Genomic DNA, 3,827 nt, shown 5'->3' with positions numbered 1-3,827 from the left:
GCTGATGGTCGCCTTCGCCCCGCCGCTGCTGGCGCAGATGCGCCCGCTGCGCATCGACCATCACGGCTGGCAGATCGTGCTGACGCTGGTGGCGGTACGCGCGCTGCTGGCCGCGCCGTCGTGGCGCACCGGTGCGCTGGCGGGCGCGGCGCTGGGCGCGTTGCTGACGATCTCGCTGGAGGGATTGCCGATCGCGGCGGCGGTCGCGGGGATCGGGGTGCTGGTCTGGGCGTGGCGCCCCGTCGACGCGCGCGCCCCAGCGCTGGCGGCGGCGCTGTTCGTCACCGCCGCGCTGTTGCAGGCGGCGACGCGCGGCCCGGCGATGTGGGCGCCCGCGTGCGATGCCATGGCGCCGGGGTGGATCGCGGCGCTGGGCGGCGCGGCGGCAGGGGTGCTGCTGGCGCTGGCGGTGGCGCGTCTGGGCCTTGCCGCGCGGCTGGCGGCGCTCGCACTGGGCGGCGCGCTGGCGGCCGGGGCGGTCGCGTGGCTATCGCCCGCCTGCCTGTCGGGACCGTTCGCGACGTTGCCACCGCGGGTATTCCGCTACTGGTATGTGCTGGTCCTGGAAGGCCGGCCGCTGTGGGAACAGGAAATCGACTGGGCCGCGGTCACCATCGGCCTGCCGGTGATGGGGCTGATCGGGGCGGTGCGTGCCCGCGCGCTGACGGTCGACCCCGACGCGCGCGCGCGCTGGACGCTGCTGATCGCGTTGCAGGGCGCGGCCTTCGCGATCGCGATCATGGTCAATCGCGCGGGCGGCACCGCCAATGCGCTGGCGGTGCCCGGCGCGGCCACGCTGCTGCTGGCGCTGCTGACCCGCGCGCGCGCGATCGAACATGCCGGCCCGCGGATCATGGCGACGGTGGGCGCGTTCCTGCTCGCCTCCCCAGGCCAGATCGCCTCGCTCCTGACGCTGGTCGCGGGTACGAAGGGGGCGGCGGCGGAGGCGGGGCTGGCGTCGCATCGCCGCCCTTGCGCCAATGCCGCCGACATCGCCACCGTCGGCGCACTGCCGACCGCAACGCTGTTCGCGCCGATCGACGCCACCCCTGCGCTGCTGGCGGCGACCCCGCACCGCGCGATCGCGGGTGGCTACCACCGCGGCGCGGCGGCGATCGACATTGTCATCCACGGCTTCACCGCCGCGCCCGGCGACGCGCGGGCGATCGTGCTGGCGACCCGCGCCGAGTACCTCGTCGCCTGTCCCGGCATGAACGAAATGGAACTGTACCGCACTGTCGCCCCCAACGGATTATGGGCGCGGCTGGAGCGTGGCGAGCGCATCGCATGGCTGCGCCCGGTGCCGGTGAAGGGGCCGGCGCTGGCGTGGCGCGTCATCCGCCCCTTGCAGGGACCGCCCGCGAACCCCTAAGGCGCTGCGGATGCAGGGGGAGCGGCTCCATTGGTGGCAGACGCGCTGGTTCGTGGTCGCGGCCGCGCTGGCGGCGTGCGTCCCGCTCATCTGGCCGGACATTCCGCCGATCGTCGACCTGCCGGGGCATATGGGGCGCTATCGCGTCCAGCTCGACCGTGATCTGTATCCGTGGTTCGATGACTGGTTCCGCTTCGAATGGTCGCTGATCGGTAACCTCGGCGTCGATCTGCTGATCGAGCCGCTGGCGCCGCTGATCGGGCTGGAACCGGCGGTGAAGCTGATCGTGATGGCGATCCCGCTGCTGACGGTGGCGGGTCTGCTGTGGATCGCGCGCGAGGTGCACGGGCGCATCCCGCCGACCGCGCTGTTCGCGCTGCCGCTGGCGTACAGCTATCCGTTCCAGTTCGGCTTCGTGAATTTCGCGCTGTCGATGGGGCTGGCGCTGTGCCTGTTCGCGCTGTGGGTGCGGATGGCGCGGCAGGGGCGGATCGGCCTGCGCGCCGCGCTGTTCGTGCCGTTGTCGTGCCTGCTGTGGGTGTGCCACACGTTCGGCTGGGGCGTGCTGGGCGTGCTGGCCTTTTCCAGCGAGCTGATCCGCCAGCACGACCGGCGCGTCGATCGCGGCGCGGGTCACTGGCTGGCGGCATGGGTGCGCGCCGGGCTGGGCTGCGTCCCGCTCGCGCTGCCGATGCTGCTGATGATCGCATGGCGATCGGGCGACGACGTCACCGGGCAGACCGCCGACTTCTTCTACTGGCGCACCAAGATCGCCTGGGTGCTGATGGCGCTGCGCGATCGCTGGCTGTGGTTCGACGTCGCCAGCATGGCGGTCATCTACCTCGTCCTGTTCAAGGCGCTGCGCGATCCGCGGATCGGCTATTCACGGCACCTGGGGCTGTCGGCGCTGTTCATGCTGGCGGTCTATGTCGTGTTGCCGCGGATCGTGTTCGGATCGGCCTATGCCGACATGCGCATGGCGCCGTACATGATCGCGGTCGCGATCATCGCTATCCGGCCGAAACCCGGCACGACGATCCGCCACGGCGCGATCCTGGCGGGGCTGGGGCTGGCGTTCTTCCTGGTCCGGCTGGGTGGCACGACGATCAGCTACTGGCAGTTCGATCGCGATTACGACACCGAACTCGCCGCGCTGCCGCACCTGCCCGTGGGGGCGAAGGTGATCGGTTTCGTCGGGCATAACTGCCACAATGCCTGGCGCATGTCGCGGCTGGAGCACCTGCCCGCGATCGCGCTGGAACGGCGCATGGCCTATACCGACGATCAATGGTCGATGGCGGGCGCACAGCTGCTGACCGTCCGCTATCGCGCCGCGGGCGGCTTCGCGCACGACCCGACGCAGATCGTGACCGAGGTGAAATGCGCGCGCGAATGGTGGCGTCCGGTCAATTATGCGCTGGCGCGCTTCCCGCGTGACGCCTTCGACTATGTCTGGCTGATCCGTCCGCCGGCCTACAACCCGCGCTACACCGTCGGGCTCGTGCCGATCTGGCGCGCGCAGGGCAGCGATTCGGTGCTGTTCCGCGTCGATCACGACATACCCGCGCCCACCGCCACCGACGAGGAACTGGGCGTGCCCAAATGGCTGATCGAGGCGATGAAGCGCCGCCGCGAACGTCTGGAACGGCGCGAGCGGCTGGAACGGCGCGAGCGGCTGGAACAGGTGCGCGCCGAACAGAACCGGCTGACCGGACACGACTGACGCGCGCTACCCCTTCCGGAACGGGGTCAGCTCTTCCAGGAACGTCTGTTCGTTTTCCACCGCGGCGCGTTCGCGCGCGACGAAATCGGCCACCGCGCGGCGGAAATTCGGGTCGGGGATGTAATGCGCCGACCAGGTGGGCACGGGGGCATAGCCGCGCGCCAGCTTGTGCTCGCCCTGCGCGCCCGCCTCGACGCTGGCCAGCCCGCGCGCGATCGCGGCGTCGATCGCCTGGTAATAGCATAATTCGAAATGCAGGAACGGCACGTCCTCGGTACAGCCCCAATAGCGGCCGTAGAGCGTGTCCGCGCCGATCAGGTTGAGCGCGCCGGCGATCGGCACCCCGTCGCGCTCCGCCAGGATCAGCAGCACCCGCTCGCCCAGCGCCGCGCCCAGCATCGGGAAGAACGCGCGCGTCAGGTACGGGCGTCCCCATTTGCGGCTGCCGGTATCCTGGTAGAAGGTCCAGAACGCATCCCATTCGCGCTCGCCGATATCGGTGCCGGTCAGGTGCCGGATCGTCAGCCCCTCCACCGCGGCGGCGCGTTCCTTGCGGATCGCCTTGCGCTTGCGGCTGGCCAGCGCGGCGAGGAAATCGTCGAACGTGGCATAGCCGTGATTGGTCCAGTGGAATTGCGTCCCCTCGCGGATCAGCCAGCCGGCCGCCTCGAACGCCGGCAACTGCGCCGGCTCGACGAAGGTCGCGTGCGCCGACGACAGCTGGTGCCGGTC

Annotated in this window: 3 protein-coding genes; 2 read left to right on the top strand and 1 reads right to left on the bottom strand. The window is 70.9% G+C overall.

From position 1 onward, the window contains the following. Positions 1-1,372, top strand: a 1,372-nt coding sequence (locus AX685_RS22295) for a hypothetical protein (protein WP_197418479.1), incomplete at its 5' end; no start/stop codon positions are given. A 10-nt stretch (positions 1,373-1,382) separates the two neighbouring features. After that, positions 1,383-3,095, top strand: a complete 1,713-nt coding sequence (locus AX685_RS04580; RefSeq protein WP_231738555.1) for a hypothetical protein — start codon at positions 1,383-1,385, stop codon at positions 3,093-3,095. A 6-nt stretch (positions 3,096-3,101) separates the two neighbouring features. On the opposite strand, the gene AX685_RS04575 is transcribed toward AX685_RS04580, so the two are convergent. Next, on the bottom strand, positions 3,102-3,827 hold a 726-nt coding region (locus tag AX685_RS04575), incomplete at its 5' end, for a GNAT family N-acetyltransferase (protein ID WP_156445667.1).

The sequence above is a fragment of the Sphingomonas sp. CCH9-F2 genome (genome assembly GCF_001556735.1).
GTDB lineage: Bacteria > Pseudomonadota > Alphaproteobacteria > Sphingomonadales > Sphingomonadaceae > Sphingomonas > Sphingomonas ginsenosidimutans.
This window is presented reverse-complemented; position numbering and strand designations above follow the sequence as displayed.